Genomic DNA, 22,568 nt, shown 5'->3' with positions numbered 1-22,568 from the left:
GAACAGTGAGGGATTCAGGGGCAGGCGACCGCTTCGCGGTCCCGCAACACCTTGCGGTGCACCTTGCCTGCGGGGGTTTTTGGCAGCTCTGCCACGAACACGATGTGGCGCGGGTATTCGTGCTGGCTGAGCTTGGTCTTGACGAGGTTCTGGACCTCTTCGATGAAGCCGTCGCTGCGCTCGCGGCCGGACACAACGAAGGCCTTGACGACCTGCCCGCGCAGTTCGTCGGGCACACCGATCACGGCGGCTTCGAGCACGTCTTCATGCATCAGGATGACGTTCTCGATCTCCACGGCGCTCATGGTCCAGCCAGCAGAAATGATCACGTCGTCGGCGCGGCCGCCGTGGAAGAAGTAGCCGTCTTCATCGGAGCGGCCCAGGTCCTTGGTGGGAATCCACTGGCCGCGCCGCAAGACCATGAGCTGCCCCGTGGTGCCGGGCGGGCAGATATTCCCTTGTGCGTCATGCACCTCGACCCGCATGCCCGGCACGGCCTTGCCCAGCGAGCCGCGTTTGACCGGGAAGTCGCTGGCACCTGGGTAGCTCACCAGCACCACACCGATCTCGGTGGTGCCATACATGCTGCACACGGGGAGGCCAAAGCGCTCGTGGACGAAGTTGGCCGTGTCGTCGTCGATGGGCTCGCCGGTGAAGGACAGCTTGGTGAAGTAGTAGCTGTGGTCACCCGCTTTGCCACAGTTCTTCATCATGCGGTAGTGCGTGGCGGCGGCTGACATGTTGGTGAACCGGTGGACCGACAGCGCCTGCAGCAACCGCTCGGGGTTGAACCGACCGCTGTAGCAACCAATGGTGAGCCCCAGTGCCAGCGGCGCTAGCGTGCCATGCCACAGGCCATGGCCCCAGGCGGGAGACGAAGGGCACATGAAGCGGTCGCCAGGTCGCAGGCCTGTGCCGTACAGAGCGGCCACCATCAGCGTGACCAGGGCCTTGTGGGTGTGCTTGACGGCTTCGGGCAGCTCGCGGGTGGTGCCTGACGTGTACTGAAAAACCGCAAGGTCGTCGGGCTGCGAACGGGCTGTGTAAGTGGAGGGCAGCGCCTCAAGCTTGCGCCACAGGGCGTCATCAAACACTTCAAACGGCGTGGTACCGAGACCCGCGACCACTTCGCGCTTTTCTTCATTGGTGATGAGCAGGCTCGGCTTGCAGTCGCCCACCCGCAGGCGCACGCCGTCGGGCCCAAACAGGGTGAACAGCGGCACGGCAATCGCGCCCCGCTTGATCACGCCGAACATGGCCGTGTAGAAGGCCCGCGACGGCTCCAGCATGATCGCCACACGGTCGCCGCGCTGGACACCCTGGCCTTCCAGGAAGTGCGCAAACCGGGCGGAGTCCCGAGAGAGTTCGTCAAAGGTGATGGTCTCGTCCACGCCGTCGGCACGGCAGACGATCACCGCATCGCGGCCCGCACCGGCGTGGCGGTCCACACACTCATGTGCGATGTTGAACGCGGTCCGGTCTCCATCAAAAAGATCCCACAAACGCTCGGGCGCAAAGTGGGTCTGGGCATCTGCGTAGCTGGTGTATTCGGTCAGACTTTTCATGGCTGCATGGGCTCTCTGTGGCGGTGCATGCAGTCTCAATTTTTCGACAATTATTGTCAAATACGACCATTAATTGTCCAAATACAATTTGAAAATTGACGCGTCAGCGATCTAAAACGCTATTCGCGCGAACACGCGAGCGGACAGACAGTTCAACGGCGTTGAAAGTCGCGTACAACGCCTGCGTGGAGCGACATTGCTGCCGGTACGTTGTCACCAGCCATCGACACATTTCCCAGCTGGCACAACGATCGGAAGGACAGCGCATGACACCCAGTTCTACGGCGCATCCAGCCTCGACGGCTTCCTCGCCACGCCCGACCATGACCTTGGCTGGCTGCTGCAGTTTGGCGAGATCGAGGGCTCCAGCTACCCGGCATTCATCCGCGACGTGGGCGCGCTGGCCATGGGATCGCACACCTACGAATGGATGCTGCAACACGCCATCGACGCAGGCCAGCCCTGGCCTTACACACAGCCCACCTGGGTGTTCAGCACACGCACGCTGCGCAGCATTGCGGCCGCTGATGTGCGCTTTGTGCGCGGCAATGTGCAGCCCGTGCACCGGGCCATGGTGCAGGCCGCAGCGGGGCGCAATGTGTGGATCGTGGGCGGGGGTGACCTGGTGGGGCAGTTTTACGGCGCAGGCCTGCTCGATGAGTTGATCGTGCAGATGGCCCCCGTCACGCTGGGTGCGGGCACGCCGCTGTTGCCGCGCCGGATCAAACAACCAGCGCTGCGCCTGCAATCGGTCACCACGCTGGGCGGCATCTTTGCAGAGCTGAGGTACAAGGTGCCACAGGCTTCGGCATTGAGACAATAGCTATTATTTTCATAGCTATTTGCGCTTATCCATCAAGCGCCAGCGGCATTTTTTGCACCAAGGCGGCTCACCCCAGCGGCACCACCTTGTTCACCGGGTGCGACAGCACCAGCGATGTGGACACGCTGCCAAACGCCGCGAGCGCATCCACTACGCGCTCCAGTTCAGCCGGCTGGCCAAACGCGCAGCGCACTACAAAACAGTCTTCACCCGTCACCCGCACAGCATCCAGCACCTCCGGCATGGTCTGAAACAGTTCGACGTAGCGCTGGATGTGTTCGTGCGTGGTGCGCACCCGCACCACGGCCTGCAGGCCCAGGCCCACGGCAGCCAGGTTGATTCGGGCGGCGTAGCCTGCAATCACGCCCGCGTCTTCGAGCTTTTTGACACGCTCGCTCATCGCAGGCTGAGACAGGCCGATCTGCTTGCCCAGCGCCGACAGGCTTTGCCGCGCATCGTGCTGCAGGGCCATGAGGATCTGCCGGTCTTTTTTGTCCAGTTCCACTGCAATGCTTCCTTTGACTTTTGCGATGACTTCAAGGTTTGGGCGGGCGATTTCCGATGGCTTCCACTGGTCGAACCAACGGCGGTTTTCTATCGTGGGCGGGCAGTGATGGATCTGCTTTGACAACAAGGAAGTTTGATGACGACGCGACCTGTTTTGCTCATTCCGGGCATCTACAACTCGGGCCCCCAGCATTGGCAGTCATTGTGGCAAACCCGGCACGCGGGCGTGGCGCGGGTGCAGCAGGCAGACTGGGACCACCCCGATTGCGACACCTGGGTGCGCACGCTGGACGACACCATTGCCGCATCGCCCCAGCCCCCTATCCTGGTGGCACACAGCCTGGGCTGTCTGGTGGCGGTGCACTGGGCCGCACGCCACCACCGGCCCGTGCATGCGCTGCTGCTGGTGGCGGTGCCAGACCCCGACGGGCCGAATTTTCCGGCAGATGCCAAGGGATTTGCCCCACTGCCCCCGACGCTGCCCGCCCTGCCCGTCTTGCCAAGGCGGGTGCTGATGAGCAGCACCAGCGACCCATATTCCACCCCCGCTTTTTCAGCCCAGCGCGCGCACGCCTGGAGCGCCGAGCATGTGGTGCTGGGCGCGCTGGGCCACGTCAATGCCGACAGCGGCCTGGGCGACTGGCCGCAGGGATGGGAGCAGGTGGTGCGCTGGCGCATTGAGTAAAAACGGGCGGCAGGGGCGTGGTGCAGCGCGCGTTCCATGCCCGCAGAGGGCGCCGCAACCAGCGCCCAGGCCTTCAACGTCAGCCGCCGATGGCTTGCGCCTGGTCTATCACGAGATAGCGTTTGACCAGGTCGAAGAAGCTCTCGTAGAACGTGTCCTTGGAGATGGTCTCGCTGCCCACTTTGACCAGCGATTCGCTGCTGGAAGACACCGGCAGCGACACCGAGCCGATGGCGCCCACCCCCAAGCTGGCGGAGTTGTTGGTCTTGCGCAGGGCATAGGTGTCCTGCAGCGCCGTCACAAAGCCCAGGCTGACCTTGCCGTCATTGGCCTCGGGCACACACACCACGCGCACCACCATCTGCAGGTGCGATTCGGCTTCGGGCTGAAAGCTTTTTTTACCCTCCACCATCTCCGGCTGGTGGGTGGAGATGATGAAGCCCTGACTCAGCAGCGCGCGGCGCGATGCCTCGCACGTCTGCTGGGGCGTGGCGTCAAACAGGCGCGAGTAGGTGGCCACCGAACCAAAACTTTCCTGCACCCCAAACGTCTTGGGCGTGGTGCTCGCACAGCCAGCCAACAACACGGCCAGGGCCACGCCACCTGCAGCAACGCCAGAACGAACAGTGAAACGGGTCGGGAAAAGGCGGAAACGCAAGGGTGGGCACTCCTTCGGGGTCATCAACATCATCAAGAAAATCGTCATTGCGGGGGCATTTCCAGTCGCCATCGCGGGACTGCTGCCATGGAGTTCTGACAGTCTGCACCAAACCCGGTTCCCGCTGATTCTAAAAAGCCCCTCGCCCGGCCCGGCACAACGCCCTTTCGCATGGAAGGGCCGAAGGCGCGGCGGCAACAGCCCCCCTGCAGGCGCGCCCTGCACACCATTTCGGGCATCGCACGCTTCAAGATGTCAATTTGCAGCAGCCCGCAGAGGTCGCCCCTCAAAATGCTACACTATTGATAGCTATTCGCGCTTATCCATCAAGCACAAAGAGGCAATTTGACACAAAAAACCGTCACCTGCCATCTTCCGCACCTTTCACTGCCCGTCTCACCCCCCCCTTCTGCCGTGCCCCTTGCTTCCCTGCTCTGCCTCGTCGTCGCCATCAGCGACGGCGATACCCTCACTGCCCGCTGCGGTGCGCCCGGTGCCTACCAGCAGGTGAAGGTGCGCATTGCCGCCATCGATGCGCCTGAGTCGCGCCAGGCCTTTGGACAGAAGTCGCGGCAGAACCTGGCGCGGCTGTGCTTCAGGCAGCGCGCCACCTTGCAGCCGGTGGACGAAGACAGCTACGGTCGCACGGTGGCCCATGTGCGCTGCGGCAGCACCGATGTGGCCACCGCCCAGGTGCGCGCGGGCCTGGCCTGGGTGTACACACCCTACGCCGAATCCCGGCCGCAGTTGGTGACATTGCAGCGCCAGGCACGCAGCAACGCAACAGGGTTGTGGTCACAGAAGCGGCCCCTGGCGCCGTGGGACTACCGGCACCGGCGCACGCGTTGAGCGGCGCCGCACGCTCAGCAGACATGGCCCGAAACCGATAGCATCGCCCGCTTGCCTTTGCTTGCGGTTGCTTGCCTTTGCGCACCGATTCGCATCGGCCGCCCAGGGCTCCCTGCAAACTGCACTTTGGCAGCTGCACCCCTCGCTTCTGTGCTCTGGTTTTCTGCTTTCTCCGCCAACCTCTTGCCTCGCCCCGCTCTGTGACAGCCCCTTCTGCCCCGCCCTCCGCACCACCCGCACCTGATGCCGGCGCCACGCCCGAAAGCGTCTACCGCCACTCCGGTTTTGTTTCGTTTCTGATCGCCCGCGTGGTGGCCGTGGTGGCCACCCAGGTACAGGCCGTGGTGGTGGCCTGGCAGGTGTACGACCTGACGCGGCAGCCGCTGGCATTGGCCTATGTGGGACTGGCGCAGTTTCTGCCCATGCTGGCCCTGCTACTGCCAGCGGGCGACCTGATCGACCGCTTTGACCGCAAGCGCATCCTGGCAATCGCCTGGTCAGTGGGCGCGGTGTGCAGCGCCCTGCTCTGGTGGCTGTCCGGCCACGGCAGCAGCGGTGTGGCGGGCATCTATGCCGTGCTGGTGCTGTATGGCTGTGCACGCGCTTTTTCGGGCCCGGCCATGCAGAGCCTGTTGCCGCAGATCGTGCCGCGCGCCCAGCTGGCGCAGGCCATTGCCGCCAACAGCATGCTGATGCGTGTGGCCAGCATTGGCGGGCCGCTGCTGGGCGGGCTGCTGTACGCACTGGGCGGTGGCGAGCTGACCTATGCCATCTGCTGCGCGTGTTTTGTGCTGGGCGTGGCACTGCTGCTGCGCGTGGTGGTGGCCCATGCCACGGCGCCCGGCCCCATGCAGGGCACGATGTTCGAGCGCTTTGGCGCGGGCATCACCTTCATCCGCACGCGGCCAATCATTTTGGGCACCATTTCGCTGGACTTGTTTGCCGTGTTGCTGGGTGGCGTGGTGGCGCTGCTGCCCATCTATGCGCAAGAAGTGCTGCATGTGGGCCCGGCAGGCCTGGGCGCGCTGCGCAGCGCCATGGCCGTGGGTGAAGTCAGCGCCGGGCTGTACCTGAGCATGCGGCCCTTCAACCGCCACGTGGGCCGCACCATGTTCATCGCCGTGGCGGTGTTTGGCGTGGCCAACCTGGTGTTTGCGCTGTCCACGCTGTTCTGGCTGTCGTTTGCGGCGCTGCTGGTGGCGGGCGCGGCCGACATGGTGAGCGTGTACATCCGAGGCGCGCTGGTGCAGTTCTCCACGCCCGACACCATGCGCGGACGGGTGAACGCGGTGAACATGTTGTTCATCGGCTCGTCCAACGAACTGGGCGAGTTTCGCGCGGGCACCAGCGCATCGTGGTTTGGCGTGGTGCCCGCCGCCGTGGTGGGCGGCCTGTGCACGCTGGGTGTGGTGGGAGGCTGGATGTTGGCGTTCCAGCAGCTGCGCAAGGTGGACCGGTTTGAAGAGGCGGCGCAAGCGACTGGCCCAGCACAGTAGGCCGCGCCCCGCCGAACTCAGAAACTACTATTTTGATAGCTGCCAGCGCTTATCCACAAAGCGGTAGCAGCCATTTTCATTCAAAATTCATCGTTACATCAGGCATTGAACGTGCCCGTGAGCAGCTCGGGCAAGCGCTCCACCTTCATCTTGAAACCACAGGCCTGCGCATGGCCGCCGCCGCCCATGCTTTCGGCCAAGGCAATGCAGTCAAAGTTGCGCTGCGCGCGCAGCCCCACCTTCACGCCCTTGTCGCCCGCACTCCACATCAGTGCAAAGGTGCCCGTTTTGGCCGAGAGGATGTCACCCACCAGGCTGTGGAACATGCCGGGGGCATTGACCATCAGGCCCGCAATGCCGTTGAACACCAGTGGCTGCGCGCCTTCGGCAATGTCGGCGCAGAGCTTGCGGTACTTCTCGTCCATGGCCTCGCCGCGCACCATGAACTGTTGAAGCTGCTCGGGCGTGAAGTCGGCAATCTCGCGCCAGCGCGCAAAGCCTTGCTCTTCCATGTCCAGAGCCGACAGAAACGCGGCGCTCTCGGCAAACTCCCACTTCCAGATGTCGCGGTCTTCCACGTACTTCAGCAGCGCGGGGATGGGTGCGTGCGGGTGAAAGAACTCCCACGCCAGGCGCGCACCCGACTTGTTCATGTCGAAGTGCACCACACCGCAGCGGCAGGCAAAGCCAGTGAGCTTTTCGGCAGCGCTCTTGTGGTGGTCCAGCATCACCAGCTTGGCAGCGCGCTCGTCGATGGCCGCCATCACCTCGGTGGCAAACGAGAAGTCCAGGATGTAGACCGCGCGGCCTTGCAGGGGCGGCAGGTCGTCCACGGACTTGACATCGCCGTGGTCCAGCCCCACGTATTCGGCCTGGTCGCCGTAGTACAGCCATGCTGCCAGCGCCGCGCCAAAGCCATCAGGGCAATTGCGCCCGTGGTAGAGGATCAGCGGCGCAGGGTCGTTCTTGTCGGGGGCAACCAGCAGTTGCAGGGGGAGTATGGTTTTCTTCGTCATGCCCCCCGATTGTCGCCGGGGGCGCAGGTCGCACCGAGCGCGAAGTGCGCAGCAAGAGCGCCCTGCGGGAACCAACCGGCCCGGCCACACATCCACCTCCATCCGCTCCGCACACCGAAAAGCACCCGATGTTCCGAACCCTCAAAGACCTGTTTGACAGCTTCACGCAGCCCACGCCCTCCCAGTCGCCCACCGCGCGTGCGCATGCCGTGCAACTGGCAGCCGCCGTGCTGCTGGTGGAGGTGGTCCGGTCCGAATCATCGATGGACGAGGCCGAGCGCACCACCATGGTGACCGCGCTGCGCAGCAAATTTGCGCTGAGCGACGATGAGCTGGAGCGCCTGCTGGAGCTGGCCGTGACCACGTCCAAAACGGCCTACGACTACCAGCGCTTTACCAGCAGCCTGAACGAGCACTTCACCCAGGACCAGAAGATCCAGCTGGTCGAAGCCATGTGGCAGGTGGCCTATGCCGACGCCCACATCGACGCCAACGAGAACCACACCATCAGCAAGGTGGCCGGGTTGCTGCATGTGACGCACGGCGAGTACATCGCCGCCAAGATGCGGGCGAAAGAAGCGGCGCAACCTTTCCAAACACCTCGCTGAAACTGGCGTGGCCCAGGCCAGTGCCGCCGTGCAAGGCCCCCCCGCCGCACGGGCGACGGCACGGAGGCGCGAAGCGACTCAGGGGGGAGTCTAGATTGGCAACCAGCGCCACCAGAACGGTTTTTTCTCGTCCTTGGCGCCCTGCGCTTGCAGCAGCGCAATGAACTCGCTGCGCTGATGGCGCCGGGCAGCCTGCAGGGGCGTCATGTCATCAAAGTCGGACTTGAGCTCTGGGTCCGCCCCATGCGCCAGCAGGTAGTGCGCGATGGCGCTGTGGCCGTGGATCAGACTCGCCACCAGCGGCGTGCACAAAATCTCGGGATGCTGGTAGTTGGGGTTGACGCCCGCGCTGATGTGGTGGTGCACCAGCGCCAGGTCGCCCGCCACGGCTGCTGCGTACATGTCTTTCCAGTCTCCAGCGGACATACCGGGGCATCCTTTGTGGGGGTTGAGCCAGGCCAGTGTAGGCAGCAGCGCGTGCGGCACAATCCGCGCCTTCCCTTATCGTTCCCTGCCTTCCCCGGCGGCCGCGCCTTCTTTCATGCACCATCCCCTGCACATCCTCTGGCGCGACGAGCACATGGTGGCCGTCTACAAGCCTGCGGGCTGGCTGGTGCACCGCACGGGGCTGGACGCGGGCGAAACACGGTTTGTGATGCAGACGCTGCGCGACCAGTTGGGCCAACATGTGTTCCCCGTGCACCGGCTGGACAAGGGCACCTGCGGCGTGCTGGTGATGGCGCTCCACAGCGATGCGGCACGCGCTCTGTCGCAAGCCTTTGAGCACGGCGCCACGCGCAAGCGCTACCTGGCCATGGTGCGCGGCTGGGCACCCGAGGCCATTGAGGTGGACCATGCGCTCAAACCCGACGACGCCCCTGCCGATGCGGCCGTGCAGGAAGCCCACACGCGCTTTCGGCGCCTGGCGCAGCTCACGCTGCCCGAGGCCTGCGATGCGCGTTTTGCCACCACGCGCGCCTCGCTGGTCGAGGCCCTCCCCACCACCGGGCGGCGGCACCAGATCCGCCGCCATTTGAAGCACCTGGCGCACCCCATCATCGGCGACGCCACACACGGCAAAGGCCCCCTCAACCGCTGGTGGGCCGAGCGGCTGGGGCAACAAAGGCTGTGGCTGCATGCCTGGCAGCTGACAGTGCCCCACCCGGTGTCGGGCGTTGCGATGGCGTTTGACAGCGGGCTGCAATGGCCAGGACCTGCGGGCTGGGGCGGTGGGCACGACCCCGCCGACATTTCCTCCGTTCTGCCCAGCGCCGACTGGCAACACCTGTTTGCACGGTTGCCCTGGGAGGAGACACCCAGCGTAGCCCCGTAACGCGGGCGACACGGCGACGGCACACCCGTCGAAATAATGGGCAATCCCAAAAATCAGGAGACTCTGCCCATGACCGCACCCGCCGCCAACCGCGTCCTTGCCCACACCGGTGCGCGCTACCCCATCATCCAGGCGCCCATGGGCTGGATAGCGCGCACGCAGCTGGCCTCGGCGGTGTCCCGCGCGGGCGGCTTGGGCATCATCGAGACATCGTCCGGCGAAACGGCCAACTGCCAGGCCGAGATCACGAAGATGAGCGCGCTGGGCCTGCCGTTTGGCGTGAACCTGCCCATCCGCTTTTTGAAGGACGACGCCATGCTGCGCTTTGTCTGTGCGTCGGGCGTGAAATTTGTGACCACCTCGGCCGGCAGCCCGGCCAAGTTCATTGCGCCGCTCAAGGATGCGGGCATCACCGTGTACCACGCGGTGCCCACGGTGGACGCCGCGCTGAAGTGCGTGGACGCTGGCATTGACGGCCTGGTGGTCGAAGGCGGCGAGGGTGGCGGCTTCAAGAACCCTGAAGAGGTCTCCACCCTGGTGCTGCTGCAGGCGATCCGCGCGCGGGTGGACGTGCCACTGGTGGCAGCCGGTGGCATTTGCGACGGGCGCGGCATGGCGGCAGCCTTTGCGCTGGGGGCCGAGGCTGTGCAGATGGGCACACGATTTGTGAGCTGCGCCGAGAGCCCCGTGCACGCCAACTACAAGAACGCCATCGTTGATGCGGGCGTGACCGGCACCTGGATGCTCAACACCAAGGCCAGCCCCTGCATCCGCGCGCTCAAATCTCAGCGCACGCAGGCCATCCATGAGGCAGGCCTCATGCCCGCAGACAGTTTTGCAGGCATTCAGCGGGTGTACTTTGACGGCGACATGGAGGCAGCCCCTGCACTGGCGGGCCAGACGGCGGGGCTCATCGAATCCGTCAAGACAGCGCAGCAGATCATTGACGACACGGTGGCGGAGTTTTTTGCCATCAGCCAACGCATGGGTACGATGGGCACGGCGCGATCGTTCGGCTGAGGCGCCGGTGCCGACGTACTGCGCAGCCCCGCCATGGGTGCGCTGCGGCGGCAAGCCAGCACCCCACGGGCACCACCAAGCAGCGCGAACAAACGCGGCCCGACACAGAGAACACCGGTAACATGTAGTTACCCTGCCGCACCTTTTGCCCTCTGTTCTGCCGAGGAAGCCCGAAAGCACCACGACCATGCTCTTATCCGCCGATGACAAAGCCTTGCTCAAGACGGTGCTGGTTGTGGACGACATCCGCGAAAACCTGACCGTGATTGGCCAATTGCTGCGCCCTCACTACCAGGTGCGGGTGGCCAACTCGGGGCAACGGGCCTTGCAGGTGGCCCATACCCAGCCCGTGCCCGACATCATCCTGCTCGATGTGATGATGCCGGAGATGGACGGCTATGAGGTTCTGGCGGCGCTGCGCGCGGCGCCCGAGACCCGCGAGATCCCCGTGATCTTTGTGACAGCCCTGGACGACAGTTCGGATGAGGAGCGGGGCCTGCGGGCGGGTGCCGTGGACTACGTGGCCAAGCCCATCAAGCCCGCAGTGCTGCTGGCGCGGGTGCGCACCCATCTGGAGCTCAAGGCCGCGCGCGACTGGCTGGCCGACCAGAACAGCTACCTGGACGCCGAAGTGCAACGGCGCATGGCCGAGAACGAACTCATCAAGGACTTCAGCCTGCACGCCATGGCCACGCTGGCTGAAAAGCGCGACAACGAAACCGGCAACCACCTGCACCGCACACAGGCATATATCGAGGTGCTGATGCTGCACCTGCAGGGCCATCCGCGCTTTCAGCACCTGCTGGGCAGCGCCCCCCAACGCCAGCAGATCGCCAAGGCAGCGCCGTTGCACGACATTGGCAAGGTGGGCATCCCTGACGCCATCTTGCTCAAGCCCGGACGCCTCACCCCCGAGGAGTTTGAGGTGATGAAAACCCATGCCCGCATTGGCGCCGACGCCATCGAGGAGGCCATTCGCAGCGTGCTGGAGATCAGTCGCAGCAAACATTTTTCTGCCCATGCCGCGCTGGGCGACCCGGCACTGCAGTTTTTGGAAACCGCACGCCAGATCGCAGCGAGCCATCACGAAAAGTGGGACGGCTCAGGCTACCCCGAAGGCCTGCAGGGCGACGCCATACCGTTGCCCGCGCGGCTGATGGCCATCGCCGATGTGTTTGACGCGCTGATCTCGCGCCGCCACTACAAGCGCGCCTTCACGCTGGGCGATGCGGTGAACATCATCCGCAATGGCCGTGGGGAACACTTCGACCCCGACATCTGCGACGCTTTTCTGGAGATGGTCCCGCAGCTTGCCGTCGTTGCCGAGCGATTTTCCGACCACCCCGTGACGCCCGCCGAGGACTGAACCATGCCACCCCACCGCCCACCTGCAGCCAAACCACAGCACCGCCTGGCCCGAACGGCGCTAGCGTGCATGACGGCATGGGCAGGTAGTGCTGCTGGCCAGGCCCCGGCCTTTCAAGAAAAGTTGGCGGATGCAGCACTGCTCGCCCAGCTGCGCAACGGTGGCTTTGTGCTGTACCTGCGCCATGGCGTCACCGACGGCACGCGGGCCGACCGGGCTCCGCAGGTGGACCTGAACGACTGCAGCACCCAGCGGGTGCTCAGCGACGAAGGACGCCAGCAGGCGCGCGAGTTGGGCCTCATCTTGCAGCGGGCGCGCGTTCCGGTGGGTGAGGTCATCCACAGCCCACTGTGCCGGGCCCGCGAGAGCGCACAGCTCACCTTTGCCTCCCAACCCCAGTTGTTGCGTGCAGAGCCCCTGCTGGCCTACACCGCCAACCTGACCAGCGAGCAAAAAAAACCCGTGATTGCCGCCACCCGGGCCCTGGTGTCTGCACCCGTCCCCGATGGCACCAACCGCGTCATCGTGGCGCACGCCCCCAACATGGCCGACCTGATGGGCTATTTCGTCAAACCCGAAGGAACCGTGGTGGTGCTGCGCCCGCTGGGGCAGTCCCGCTTCGAATACCTGGGCAGCATTCCCCCGTCGCACTGGAGCACCTTGCTCCCCCCCAATCCCAAACACTGATCCCACCCAGCGCACGCCGTACCCAATGCTTCCCCTGCTCAAACGTCAACGCTTTTTTTTGCGATTTTTCTTGCCGGTGGTGCTGGCATTGTTGTTAAGCACGGGGGTGGAGTACGCGGTGCAGCAGCGCACCCAGACGGTTCAACTGAAGGCGCTGCAGACCCAGGAAGAGGACATTCAGGTCGCCGCCAAGGCCGAAGCCATCAGCCGCAAGCTGCTGGAGATCAAGCTGCGCCTGGCCCAGACCCTGGCCGCCTCCAAGGCCCGACGGGTCGATGAGGCGCAGGCCTACCAGTTGCACTCGCTCATCGTGGATGAAATGGCCGCGCTCGAAAAAGACCTGACCGCGCTGACCACCACCCATGACTTCCCGCATGTGCAGCCCCACTACCCCGCCGCGCTGAGCGCGTTCCAGGAGTTTCGCCAGTTTGCACTGATGAGCTCGGACCAGATGTCCATCGACCAGTCGCTGGCGGGCGAACACCTGATCAGCGCTACGGCGTACTACGGTGCCTTCGCCCTGCGCATGGGCGACATCGCCAAGACCTTTATGGACCATGCGATCCAGAACGCAGCAGACACGCGCCAGGAACTGCAGAACTTTCACAACCAGGTGCTGGTGTACAGCACGCTGGCAGCGCTGGTGTTTCTGGCCCTGTGGTTTGCAATGTCGCGGTCCACCTCCCAGCAGCTGGACCGGCTCAACCACATTCTGCAAAAACTGGCGCGCGGCGAAAGTGGGTTCAGCGACTACAAAACCTTTGTCCAGATCAAGACCGTGGCCGCGCGCAAAGGCACGCTCATTGGAGATATGGCAGATACCGTGCTGGCCTTTCAAAAGACGCAGGACGAACGCCGCCTGGCACTGACCGAACTCCACGACCGCGAGGAGCTGCACGTCAACATCGTCAGCCAGGCCCCCATTGGCATCGTGGTGCTGGACATGCAAACCCTGCAATTCGTCAGCTTTAACGACGCCACAAATGAATCGCTGGGCTACACGCGTGAAGAGTTTTCGCAGATGAGCCTGTACGACCTGCAGCTGGACCCCGACACCAGGAAGGTCGATGAAAAGCTCCAGCAGATCCTGGCCGAGGGCGGCCAGGACTTTGAGACCCAGCGGCGCGACAAGAACGGCAACATCCGGGATTTCTGGGTGTCCATGCGCCCGCTGCACATGCATGACCGCGACTGCATGACCGGCATCTGGGTGGACATCACCAACCGCAAGCAGTCCGAGCGCGAACTGACCCGCTACCGTGACGAACTGGAACAACTGGTGGCCGAACGCACGCTCGACCTCGAAAAGACCAGCCAGGCACTGGCCCAGCAAACGCTGGAGCTGCAGCACACCAATGCGCAGCTGCGCAGCGCCAAGGCGATGGCCGATGAGGCCAGTCAGGCCAAGAGCGCCTTCCTGGCCAACATGAGCCACGAAATTCGCACGCCCATGAACGCCATCATCGGCCTGACCCACCTGATCCAGCGCGACACCACAAACCCGCACCAGCGCCAGCAACTGAACAAGGTGTCGGGCGCCGCCATGCACCTGCTGGCCGTCATCAACGACATCCTGGACTTTTCCAAGATCGAAGCGGGCAAGATGGCCCTGGACCCCACCGATTTCGAGCTGGAGAAGGTGGTGAGCAACGTGTTCACCATCACCGGCGACAAGGCCGAGGCCAAAGGCCTGGAGGTGATGGCCGAGCTGAAGGGGGTTCCGCCCATCCTGCATGGGGATGGAGTGCGGTTAGGGCAGATCCTGACCAACTTCATGGGCAACGCGGTCAAGTTCACCGAACGCGGCAGTGTGTCGTTGCACGCTTTTGTCACCCGCAGCGAAGGCGACCAGGTGCGCTTGCGCTTCGAAGTGCGCGACACCGGCATCGGCCTGAGCCAGGAACAGCAGAGCAAGCTCTTCCTTGCGTTCCAGCAGGCCGATGTATCCACCACCCGCACCCATGGAGGCACGGGCCTGGGGCTGGCCATCTCACGCCGACTGTCCAACCTCATGGGCGGGCAGGTCGGGGTGCGCAGCGAGCTTGGCAAGGGCAGTACCTTCTGGTTCGAGGCCCCCTTCGGCATCAGCGCTCAGGCCGCAGCCCCCCAAAACGTGCAGGCCTTGCCGCCCGGCACCCGCGTTCTGGTGGTCGATGACATGGAAGAGGCCCGCGAGCTGCTGGCCGACATGCTCACCCATCTGGGTGCCCGGGCCGACGCGGTGTCGTCGGGCGCGCTGGCCCTGCAGGCCGTAGCGCAGGCCGACGAGGTGGGCGACCCGTATGAGCTGGTGCTCACCGACTGGCTGATGCCGGGCCTGAACGGCACCCAAACCTGGCACCAGATTTGCGCCATGCCGCTGCAGCACCGCCCCGCCTGCATTCTGGTCAGCGGCAGCCTGAGCTGCCCTGCCGATGAGGTGGATGCGGGCCCCTTTGGCGCCTTTTTGCCCAAGCCAGTGCTGCCCACTGCGCTGGAGGAAGTGCTGCTGCGCGTCTGGAACCGAGCCCAGACACCAGAAGCACCGCCGCCCCCACTGACCACCGATGAGCCCGTGCATTTCACCCCGGGGCTGCGCCTGCTGCTGGCCGAAGACAACGCACTGAATCAGGAGGTGGCGAGTGAGCTGTTGCGGCAACTGGGTTTTGCAGTGGACGTGGCGGGCGATGGCCTGATTGCCGTGGAACTGGCCAGCCAGCAGCACTACGACCTGATCCTGATGGACATCCAGATGCCCCATCTGGACGGCTTGCAAGCCACCCGCCAGATCCGCGCGCTGCCGGGCCACTCGCAGACCCCCATCGTGGCCATGACGGCCAACGCCTTCGCCGAAGACCGCGCGGCCGCACTGGCCGCAGGCATGAACGACCACCTGCCCAAGCCGGTGGACCCTGCGCAACTGGCGCGCGTGCTGGCGCGCCTGCTGCCCGGTGCGGTTGAAGCTGCGGGCACGCCTGCGCCCCCTGCAATTGCGCCCTCCCCCCCCGCACTGGCAAACGAAGCGCATATGCGCACGCAGCTCCAGGCGGTGGCAGGCTTTCAGATGCGGCAGGGCTTGCGCTCACTAGGCAACAACTTTGCCGCCCTGGTGCGGCTGCTGCAACGCATCGTGGTCGAGCACCACCAGGACGCCCAGAACGCGCTGCAGGCGTGGCAAACCGGTGACCTGGCAGAAACACAGCGCATCGTGCACACGCTCAAAGGCCTGGCGGGCACGGCAGGTCTCACGGGCCTGCAGGTGGCAGCGCAGCAGGCCGAGGCAAAGTTGCAGGCAGCACCACAGCATGATGGCCGCGACGACGCCACCGCGCAGGCCCTGCATAGTCTGGATGTGAGGCTCCAGCAACTGGTGCAGTCCCTGCATTTTGTGGTGGAGGCCACCGATGTAGCGGGCACCGCACCCGCCACTGACGCCGCGCACCTGCAAGATGGCCTGCGCAAAATCCGGCCTTTGCTGGCCAGTGACGACCTGGATGCCAGCGCTGCCTATGCAGAGCTGCATCCGGCCATGCTGCAACACTACCCGGACCGCGCCCAGGCCTTGGCACAGGCTATCGACGGGTTCGACTTTGTGCGGGCCCTGGCGTTGCTGGACGCCACACTGGCCCAGGTGGACGGCGCCGCGAACGCCCTTGGCGCCCCCGCGCCTGCGCCCCCTCCTTAGCCACCTGGCTCGGCCTTTGGAGCGGCAGGGCTGCGCTACACTTTTTGGCCTTGCCGCACGCACCCTGCAACGGCCTGGCCACCACACGCGCCGGCCTAGCAGGGCCACCATCCCCATGCACTTGCTACGCCCGCCGTCGTCACGCATTCTTGCCGCCGAGGTCTCCGCCACCCGTTACCGCCAGCGATGCTTTGCCAACAGGCGTGCAGCCGCTGGGTCACACAATGTCTGACGCACAGCGCAACACCTCCACAGGCCTTGCACGGCCCTCGGGCAACCTGCGCGGCATCATCGCCATGGTGGCTGCCGTGGGGTTCTTTTCGCTGATGGATGCATTGCTCAAGACGCTGACCGCCCACTACCCCGCCATGCAGGTGGCGGCGCTGCGGGGCTGGGCCGCGTTGCCGCTGGTGGCCTTGTATGCGCTGTGGCGTGGCGAGGTGCCACGGCTGCTCAAGGTGCGCTGGCCCCTGCACTTGCTGCGTGGCGGGCTCAACGTGGCCATGCTGGCACTGTTTGCGTTTGCCATCCGCGAACTGGCGCTGGCCGAGGCCTACACGCTGTTTTTCATTGCGCCGCTGCTCATCACTGCGCTGTCCACCGTGGTGCTGCGCGAGAAAGTGCGCGCTGCCCACTGGGTCGCCATTGCGCTGGGCATGGTGGGCGTGCTGGTGGCTCTGCGGCCCAACCAGGAGGCGTTCTTTACCCTGGGCGCGCTGGCCGTGCTGGCGGCAGCCACGTGTTATGCGGTGTCGGCCATCACGGGTCGCATGCTCACCCGCACCGACTCCAGCGCCAGCCTGGTGTTCTGGACCACCACGCTGCTGGCACTGGGTGCAGGCGCGCTGGCCTGGCCGCACTGGGTGGGCGTGGCGCAGGCGCACTGGCCTTTGGTGGCGGGGCTCGCCATCACAGGGTTTGCGGGCCAGTTGGCCATCACCGAGGCCTTTCGCCACGGGCAGGCTTCCGTGGTGGCGCCGTTTGAATACACGGCGCTGGCCTGGGGCATGGGGCTGGACTGGGTGCTGTGGCAGACGGTCCCAGGCTACAGCACGCTGCTGGGCGGCGCCATCATCATCGGCAGCGGCCTGTACCTGGTGCGCCAGGAGCGCACACAGGCGGTGGTTCCTCCTTGAACGACGTCAGGCCACCGCATCCAGACCTGCGGACGACGCGCCCGTAGACGGCCTGACGCCGTACCAGGGTCAGATCGGCCGCGTGAGGTACACCGCTTCGCGGCCCACGATGGGTTCGCGGGTGGGCATGAGGATGGTGCAGTCGTCGCACAGCGCGCGGATCTCATGCGGGCCATCGGTGGCAATGAGGTCGCCCTTGGCAAACACCTCAAACCCGAGCAGGGGCCGCGTGAAACGGAAGCCCGCAGTGCGCACCATGCAGGTCTCCAGCAGCTCGTACCGGCGTTGCTCGGCGGGTGCGGGCCGGCTAGCCACCGGTGCGATGAGGCCGAAGTGCGCCAGAAAGTCCAGCGCCACCGCCGTGGCCATGTCGGCCGCCGACTGGCGGAAATGCTGACCGCACTCCACGACCAACGCCACACCATCCCCCTCGGCCTGCCCGTGGCGACCGTGCTGGATAAGCGGCGTGCCCGAACCCAGGCCACTGGGCATCACCAGGTGCACCGGTGGGCGGCCAATCGCCAGCGCCACCTCAGCATTGCGCGGGTAAGCCGGGTACACCCAGAAAGGCTGCACGTCCTGGCTGGTGGAGTGGATGTCGAGGATGTGATCGGCCGCAGCCACCACCGGGCGCAGGGTGCGGGCGCGCTGCAGCTCAGGGCTGTCTGTCGTGCCGTCCAGCTCGGCCGCCGACCAGATGCGGTTGAGGTTGTGAACCAGCTGGCGGCTCTCGAACGGGCGGGTCTGGTCAAACGATTCGTAGGCGGCCACGTTGGCAAAGCTGATGGTCAGCGTGCCGATGAGGGGCCGCACACCCGTGTCCAGCAGGTGGGTAGCCGCCACCATGCCGCAGATCTCGTTGCCATGTGTGAGGGCGTTGATGAGCACATGGGGGCCGGGTTTGCCCGACTCGAAGCGGTGCACATAGTCGATGCCGACATTGCCCTGGCGGTAGGCAGAGAGGTCGCGGGGAAGGACTTCAAAAACGGGGGGGTTCTGCGTCATGGCGGTGAATTAATAAGATGACACATCATTGTCTGCGCAAAGCCAGATCATTGCTGGGCAGCGGTGTACGATGCCCGCCGGTTGAGTCCCTTCTGCGCCCCGCACCATGCCCACTGCCCGACTTTTCCCGCTGGCCGATGTGGCCCACCGCATCCCCCCTGACTGCTGGATGGCCGAGCGCCTGGCGCAAGACCCAGCAGCCCTGGCCAATGAAACCGCGCTGTGGATCACGGGCGCGGTGCAATGGCCCGCGTTACACCTCGACACCCCTCTGGCCCAGGGCAGCCCGCTGCGCCAGTGGTTGCAAGACCTGTCGAATGGCCCCGGCAACGCCCCCGTGCCCCGTGCGCCCTTTTTGATCCTGGTGGACGGAGACCTGGGCATCGACGGCGCCTTGACCAGCGCCGACACCGACGGCACCACGCATCTCATCGTCAACGGCAACGCCCACCTGCACAACGCAGTGATCGGCGGGCAGCTGGTGTGTGTGCAGGGAACGCTGCGCGTGGACGAGCTGCTGTGGGGCCACTACAACCACGGCGAGTTGCGCGTGCGCGGCGGGTTGCAGGCCCGGGTGGCACTGTTCACCGACGAATACCACCTGCACATTGAAGGCCCCGAGCAGGTGGAGTTTTTGCTGGATGAGGTGCGCGGTGTGCCACACCGTGCGGAGTTCTCTGCCGAGTTCGTGGGCGCCGTGTTCGCCCCCGAGTTCCACGACGGCGTAGACGCGGGCGAAGACGGCCTGGCAGCCATGATCAACCGCCGCCAGGTGCTGGCCTCCGTGCGGGCGGGCCAGAGCGCGGTGCGCAGCAGTGCTGACATCGATGCCGACCAGCCCATGGCCCACGACCTGTGTGCCGACAACGCCATCAGCATCGAAAACATCCTGGCCGTGGTGCACACACCGGTGATTGCGCACAAGGAACACAAAGCCTACGGCTGGTTCCAGCAGACCGATTTTTCGCTGTGCCAGCGGCATGTGGATGACGAAGGCGACGCGCGCGACGACAATGTGTTCATCACCGTGTGGAAAGCGTGGGACTTCTACCTATCGGTGGAGCAGGTGCCCACGCCCCGCAACTGGCTGGAGCGGTTGGCGGCCAAGGTGTGGCGCGGCGTGGCGCCCACCACGGCGCAGCGCACTCTGCTGTACCGCCGCTACACACAGGGCAAGCCCGGCGACTGGCAGGTGCTGGCGGCCCCCACAGACACCCGCCACGACCCCGACGCCTGGAAGGCCTGCGAAAACGCCTGGCGCGGCATGCTCGACTATGTGCGCAAGGCCGTGGGCCAGCACCGGGCGCGCTACCCGCTCTACCAGCGCCTGCAAGCCACGTTGACGGCAGAGCACATCGATGCCTGCACCAGCCTGCCCGTGTTCACTGAGCAGTACAACGACTGGTGGGACAGCGACCGCAACGGCTATTGGGAGGGCGAGGTCTGGGTGGGTGCCCGCCAGCCCTGCATGCACGACGGCGAACCCTGGGGCCGCGCGCTCAAATACAGCTGGCGCAACGGTGACGACGCGCCGGGCGATGACGAAGACAACGCCCACAGCGCCTATCAGATCAACGTGGACGAGGCGCGCGAAGGGCCTGCCGTTGTCGAGTTCAGCTACACCCAGCGCCAGGGCGACGGCCGCGCGCCCCTGCCCCGCTGCGCCGCCGACCACATTGCACGCCTGCTGCGCTTTCATGGCCTGGTGCAGGCCCGCATCCGAGCACGGCATGAAGAGGCGCTGGCCCAACAGGCCGAGGCCCGCCGCATCGAAGCCGCCGTGCAACTGCTGGCCACCCCACCATTGCCCCCCGATCTACCGGATGCCGCCGTGTTTCCCGTCGAACTCATGACGCTGTCGGAGCAGTGGCAGGCCGATGGGCACGCCTATGTAGCTGCCATCCGCGCACACCAGCTGGCCAACGATGCCAACCGCGCCGAGGCCTCGGCAACAGCCGGTGGCGGCGATGAAGACAACGGCGCCGAAGAACACGACAACGCCCTGCCCGAAGACCCGCGCAAGGCCGATGCACCCACCGTGCTGCAACTGGCACGCGTGGTGAGCGGCTGGGCCGACGAAGAGCTTGCCGCGCGGTTTCGCCAGCGTTTTGCCTTTGCCCCGGACGCGTATGTGGCGCGCGCCGCCAAGGCCGGGCAATTCATAGGCCCGGTGTTTTTGTTGGACGATGACCGAGTGGTCGCGCGCATCGGCGCTGCCCATGACGACAACGTCCACTGGGTGTTGCTGCACGGCACAGAGCACACGCTACTGCCCACCATCCAGGGCCTGGGCCGCTCGCCCGATCGCCGCTGCTTTGCCCAATGCGACGGCCTGCACATCACCACACACCACGGATGGGATGGCCCCGTGATCGCGCAATTTTCCCTGCCGCACGGCAACGAAGGCCTGCCACCGCAGGTACAGGTTTCCGCAGGTCCGCAGGGGCAACGCTGCGATGAAATCATCCCCTTCAACGACGGCCAGCGCGTGCTGCTGCGCAACCCCACCGGGGTCTATCTGCTGACCCGCACAGATCAAGGTGGTGACAGCCCAATTCAACGCCTGCACCCGCAGACGTTCGACGAAGACGGCCCCTACACCTGGCCCAAGAACCAGATGGATGAGGAGGTTGCGGGTGAGACCGTCACGGTGCTGGCGCTGGACATGCTGCACATGGCCCTGTCGCCCGACGAACGCCACATCGCCGTGGGCGACCAAGACAGCCGCCATATCCTGCTGAACGCGCGCGGCGCTGTGGTGGCCGAACATGAGCCGCTATCTTCCTACCCCCACCATGCAGTGTTCTCGCACGACGGCACACGCCTGTTTGCCAATTCATGCCATCTGTATTGGGGCAGTACCTGCTCGATCCCCATCGGGGCGGCGCCACAAGATGCGGCGGACGAGGACACCCCACCACTGGACGAACGCTGTCGCGTATACGCCTCTGTCACCCTACCCGGCCAGGTGATCCTGGGCGATGCTGACGGCTACCTGCACGCCTTCAGCGACGAGGGTCAAACCCTGTGGCGCCACCACATCGGCAGCACGATCAGCGCCATCGACATATCCCCCGATGGAGAAACTCTGTGGGCAGCGAGCTACGGTGGCTATCTGGTGCGGCTGGAGCGCAGCGAGGCGGGCATGGACCCACACTCCATTGGCACGTCGCCGTATGTGGAGACGCGGCGGTGGATATTCTGGGGTGATGATGTGGCGCCGGTGCGGTGGTAGCAGAGCAAGTCTGTTTACGGCCAATAGCCGCCGTCCACGAGGAAGGGCAAGTTGTACTAACAAGGATGTGTAGCGCTTGATTGCTTCCAAAGTGATAGCGCGCACACGATAGGTACAAGAAGAAACGCCGAACCTGCCAGATAGTGATTTGGATAGAACCAACGGTAGGCCAACTCGGTGCCAAGTAAACCGGCGACTAACAGCAACAGGCAAGCCGCAATGCGCCATCCAATCCGTCGTTGGGGCAACAGTGATCCCGAGACTCCCAAAAGTAGTATCAGCATTGAGTCCGCGAACGCGAAACCGATGGGGATGCTTATCGAATCAGCGTCTGCTGAATAAATTCCCCTTGTTAAATTGGAACTTAGTACCCCCCACAGGGCAGCGTTGGCAAACACGACAGCACCAAAGATAGCCAGTACAGATTGGAAACGAGATGGCGGCTTGAGCTTTGGCATGAAAGGCATAGTAGAAGCCTTTCGTGTGCAGAAAATGAGCCTAGTTTGAACTGAGTGTGAAGTAGTCATCTTGGATGGCTGCGAACCTGTGACCAATCCAGAGCGAGTCGGGTCAATTGACCCTCAATGCTTGCAAGAATGTAGGTTAGCCAAGGGCAGCTCTGGGCCCGCTAGCGCCCCTCGCCGTGGGGCAGAATCCGGCCAGAAGCGGACATCGCGCAATGTATCGAAAGGAAGTACGTGAAGTTCATTCATTGGTTTTCCCTTGCCGCACTCGTTGTTGGTGTCGCTCTGCTGTTCGTGGGACTCACGACTGCTGGATGCGTGATCCTTGGACTTCACCCGGTTCAATAGACACCTATCAAGGTCGAAATTGAACTGGAGAGTGAGAAATGAAGAGAGTGCGATACCCGGCTGAGTTCAAGGCAGAAGCCGTCAAACAGGTGACCGAGCGTGG

18 protein-coding genes are annotated in these 22,568 nt (G+C 64.6%); 12 read left to right on the top strand and 6 right to left on the bottom strand.

The window, feature by feature from the left end:
• Window positions 1-14 precede the first annotated feature (14 nt).
• Window positions 15-1,565, bottom strand: a complete 1,551-nt coding sequence (locus OIN59_RS20880) for an acyl-CoA synthetase (RefSeq protein ID WP_274113479.1) — start codon at window positions 1,563-1,565, stop codon at window positions 15-17.
• Between the two features lie 250 nt (window positions 1,566-1,815).
• Here OIN59_RS20880 and OIN59_RS20875 point away from each other — a divergent pair, with 250 nt between their 5' ends.
• Window positions 1,816-2,388 (top strand): dihydrofolate reductase family protein, encoded by a 573-nt coding sequence (locus tag OIN59_RS20875; protein WP_274113659.1) that lies wholly within the window; start codon window positions 1,816-1,818, stop codon window positions 2,386-2,388.
• A gap of 67 nt (window positions 2,389-2,455) precedes the next feature.
• Here OIN59_RS20875 and OIN59_RS20870 read toward each other — a convergent pair whose 3' ends face one another.
• A complete protein-coding gene (locus OIN59_RS20870) occupies window positions 2,456-2,893 on the bottom strand; it encodes an Lrp/AsnC family transcriptional regulator (protein ID WP_274113477.1) in 438 nt (145 codons plus the stop codon).
• 138 nt (window positions 2,894-3,031) lie between these two features.
• On the opposite strand from OIN59_RS20870, the gene OIN59_RS20865 reads away from it, so the two are divergent.
• Window positions 3,032-3,580 (top strand): RBBP9/YdeN family alpha/beta hydrolase, encoded by a 549-nt coding sequence (locus OIN59_RS20865; RefSeq protein WP_274113475.1) that lies wholly within the window; start codon window positions 3,032-3,034, stop codon window positions 3,578-3,580.
• A gap of 79 nt (window positions 3,581-3,659) precedes the next feature.
• Here OIN59_RS20865 and OIN59_RS20860 read toward each other — a convergent pair whose 3' ends face one another.
• The gene (locus OIN59_RS20860; RefSeq protein ID WP_274113473.1) at window positions 3,660-4,238 is read right to left on the bottom strand and encodes a DUF2242 domain-containing protein; all 579 of its coding nucleotides are present in this window, start codon (window positions 4,236-4,238) and stop codon (window positions 3,660-3,662) included.
• Window positions 4,239-4,652: 414 nt separating this feature from the next.
• On the opposite strand from OIN59_RS20860, the gene OIN59_RS20855 reads away from it, so the two are divergent.
• A complete protein-coding gene (locus OIN59_RS20855; RefSeq protein WP_274113471.1) occupies window positions 4,653-5,087 on the top strand; it encodes a thermonuclease family protein in 435 nt (144 codons plus the stop codon).
• Between the two features lie 200 nt (window positions 5,088-5,287).
• Window positions 5,288-6,583, top strand: coding sequence for an MFS transporter (locus OIN59_RS20850; protein ID WP_274113469.1), 1,296 nt, complete (start codon window positions 5,288-5,290; stop codon window positions 6,581-6,583).
• 98 nt (window positions 6,584-6,681) lie between these two features.
• Here the strand turns inward: OIN59_RS20850 and OIN59_RS20845 are convergent, their stop codons facing one another.
• The gene (locus OIN59_RS20845) at window positions 6,682-7,599 is read right to left on the bottom strand and encodes a DHH family phosphoesterase (RefSeq protein ID WP_274113467.1); all 918 of its coding nucleotides are present in this window, start codon (window positions 7,597-7,599) and stop codon (window positions 6,682-6,684) included.
• A gap of 128 nt (window positions 7,600-7,727) precedes the next feature.
• Here OIN59_RS20845 and OIN59_RS20840 point away from each other — a divergent pair, with 128 nt between their 5' ends.
• Complete coding sequence (locus OIN59_RS20840) at window positions 7,728-8,207, top strand: tellurite resistance TerB family protein (protein WP_274113465.1); 480 nt, start codon at window positions 7,728-7,730, stop codon at window positions 8,205-8,207.
• A 90-nt stretch (window positions 8,208-8,297) separates the two neighbouring features.
• Here the strand turns inward: OIN59_RS20840 and OIN59_RS20835 are convergent, their stop codons facing one another.
• Window positions 8,298-8,633, bottom strand: coding sequence for an ankyrin repeat domain-containing protein (locus OIN59_RS20835; RefSeq protein WP_274113463.1), 336 nt, complete (start codon window positions 8,631-8,633; stop codon window positions 8,298-8,300).
• Window positions 8,634-8,748: 115 nt separating this feature from the next.
• On the opposite strand from OIN59_RS20835, the gene OIN59_RS20830 reads away from it, so the two are divergent.
• The 6 genes from OIN59_RS20830 (at window position 8,749) to OIN59_RS20805 (ending at window position 17,413) form a co-directional block, all read left to right on the top strand.
• Window positions 8,749-9,540: a pseudouridine synthase gene (locus tag OIN59_RS20830; RefSeq protein WP_274113461.1), complete on the top strand. Its 792-nt coding sequence runs from the start codon at window positions 8,749-8,751 to the stop codon at window positions 9,538-9,540.
• A gap of 69 nt (window positions 9,541-9,609) precedes the next feature.
• Entirely contained in the window at window positions 9,610-10,560 is a 951-nt protein-coding gene (locus OIN59_RS20825; RefSeq protein WP_274113460.1) for an NAD(P)H-dependent flavin oxidoreductase, read from the top strand.
• Window positions 10,561-10,747: 187 nt separating this feature from the next.
• Complete coding sequence (locus tag OIN59_RS20820; RefSeq protein ID WP_274113458.1) at window positions 10,748-11,926, top strand: response regulator; 1,179 nt, start codon at window positions 10,748-10,750, stop codon at window positions 11,924-11,926.
• 3 nt (window positions 11,927-11,929) lie between these two features.
• Window positions 11,930-12,613 (top strand): histidine phosphatase family protein, encoded by a 684-nt coding sequence (locus tag OIN59_RS20815; protein ID WP_274113456.1) that lies wholly within the window; start codon window positions 11,930-11,932, stop codon window positions 12,611-12,613.
• Between the two features lie 58 nt (window positions 12,614-12,671).
• Entirely contained in the window at window positions 12,672-16,277 is a 3,606-nt protein-coding gene (locus OIN59_RS20810; RefSeq protein WP_274113454.1) for a response regulator, read from the top strand.
• Between the two features lie 224 nt (window positions 16,278-16,501).
• Complete coding sequence (locus OIN59_RS20805) at window positions 16,502-17,413, top strand: DMT family transporter (protein ID WP_274113452.1); 912 nt, start codon at window positions 16,502-16,504, stop codon at window positions 17,411-17,413.
• A gap of 69 nt (window positions 17,414-17,482) precedes the next feature.
• Here OIN59_RS20805 and OIN59_RS20800 read toward each other — a convergent pair whose 3' ends face one another.
• The gene (locus OIN59_RS20800) at window positions 17,483-18,418 is read right to left on the bottom strand and encodes a M14 family metallopeptidase (protein ID WP_274113450.1); all 936 of its coding nucleotides are present in this window, start codon (window positions 18,416-18,418) and stop codon (window positions 17,483-17,485) included.
• A gap of 106 nt (window positions 18,419-18,524) precedes the next feature.
• Between OIN59_RS20800 and OIN59_RS20795 the strand changes: the two genes are divergently transcribed.
• Entirely contained in the window at window positions 18,525-21,653 is a 3,129-nt protein-coding gene (locus tag OIN59_RS20795) for a WD40 repeat domain-containing protein (RefSeq protein ID WP_274113448.1), read from the top strand.
• The last annotated feature ends 915 nt before the right edge of the window (window positions 21,654-22,568 follow it).

Origin of the sequence: Acidovorax benzenivorans, assembly GCF_028680575.1 — a bacterium.
Classification (GTDB): Bacteria; Pseudomonadota; Gammaproteobacteria; order Burkholderiales; family Burkholderiaceae_C; genus Acidovorax; species Acidovorax benzenivorans.
The sequence above is the reverse complement of the archived record's forward strand: the minus strand, read 5'-3'. Positions and strand labels throughout refer to the sequence as shown.

Bases quoted from the DNA above. Each gene is read 5' to 3' on its own strand.
- OIN59_RS20880 (WP_274113479.1), bottom strand. From the start codon at position 1,565: ATGAAAAGTCTGACCGAATACACCAGCTACGCAGATGCCCAGACCCAC.
- OIN59_RS20865 (WP_274113475.1), top strand. From the start codon at position 3,032: ATGACGACGCGACCTGTTTTGCTCATTCCGGGCATCTACAACTCGGGC.
- OIN59_RS20845 (WP_274113467.1), bottom strand. From the start codon at position 7,599: ATGACGAAGAAAACCATACTCCCCCTGCAACTGCTGGTTGCCCCCGAC.
- OIN59_RS20840 (WP_274113465.1), top strand. From the start codon at position 7,728: ATGTTCCGAACCCTCAAAGACCTGTTTGACAGCTTCACGCAGCCCACG.
- OIN59_RS20835 (WP_274113463.1), bottom strand. From the start codon at position 8,633: ATGTCCGCTGGAGACTGGAAAGACATGTACGCAGCAGCCGTGGCGGGC.
- OIN59_RS20830 (WP_274113461.1), top strand. From the start codon at position 8,749: ATGCACCATCCCCTGCACATCCTCTGGCGCGACGAGCACATGGTGGCC.
- OIN59_RS20825 (WP_274113460.1), top strand. From the start codon at position 9,610: ATGACCGCACCCGCCGCCAACCGCGTCCTTGCCCACACCGGTGCGCGC.
- OIN59_RS20820 (WP_274113458.1), top strand. From the start codon at position 10,748: ATGCTCTTATCCGCCGATGACAAAGCCTTGCTCAAGACGGTGCTGGTT.
- OIN59_RS20815 (WP_274113456.1), top strand. From the start codon at position 11,930: ATGCCACCCCACCGCCCACCTGCAGCCAAACCACAGCACCGCCTGGCC.
- OIN59_RS20805 (WP_274113452.1), top strand. From the start codon at position 16,502: ATGTCTGACGCACAGCGCAACACCTCCACAGGCCTTGCACGGCCCTCG.
- OIN59_RS20800 (WP_274113450.1), bottom strand. From the start codon at position 18,418: ATGACGCAGAACCCCCCCGTTTTTGAAGTCCTTCCCCGCGACCTCTCT.
- OIN59_RS20795 (WP_274113448.1), top strand. From the start codon at position 18,525: ATGCCCACTGCCCGACTTTTCCCGCTGGCCGATGTGGCCCACCGCATC.